The following is a 585-nucleotide window of genomic DNA, read 5'->3' as shown; positions in this document are numbered from 1 at the left end:
GTCGCTGAACAGCCGACGACGACGTTGCCGGTGCCGAATGCTGACCTCCTCGCGTACATCATCTACACCTCAGGAACGACAGGCACACCCAAAGGCGTCGGCATCACACAAACGAACGTCACCCAGACCTACGCAGCTTCGGAACATGCTTTCAAACATTCCCCAGATCAGGTGTGGTCGATGTTCCATTCGTACTCGTTCGATGTGTCGGTGTGGGAGATGTGGGGCGCTCTGCTGCACGGCGGCCGCTTGGTGATCATCCCTGAGCATGCCGCCCGCTCCGCAACGGACTTTCACCGAATCCTGGTAGACGAGCAGGTCACCACCGTCAACCAGACCCCGTCCGCACTCGAGATGCTCTCGCCCGAGGGAATAGATCAAGTAAGGACCATTTTTGTGGGGGGTGAGGCATGCTCGCCCGAACTTGTCGATCGGTGGGCTTCAGGCCGAGAAATGATCAATGGCTACGGGGAGACAGAGACGTTCTACGCCTCTATGAGTGCGCCCATGAAGCCTGGTCATGGAGCTCCTATCGGTACGCCGGTGCCGGGTGATGCGTTGTTTGTGTTGGATTCCGGTTTGCGG

Annotated in this window: 1 protein-coding gene; it reads left to right on the top strand. The window is 58.5% G+C overall.

The window, feature by feature from the left end; all coding sequences use genetic code 11:
- The coding region (locus tag CH256_RS23040; protein ID WP_141215486.1) for an AMP-binding protein at positions 1-585 on the top strand (585 nt) is incomplete at both ends.

Origin of the sequence: Rhodococcus sp. 05-2254-6 (genome assembly GCF_002258565.1) — a bacterium.
Classification (GTDB): Bacteria; Actinomycetota; Actinomycetes; order Mycobacteriales; family Mycobacteriaceae; genus Rhodococcoides.
This window is presented reverse-complemented; position numbering and strand designations above follow the sequence as displayed.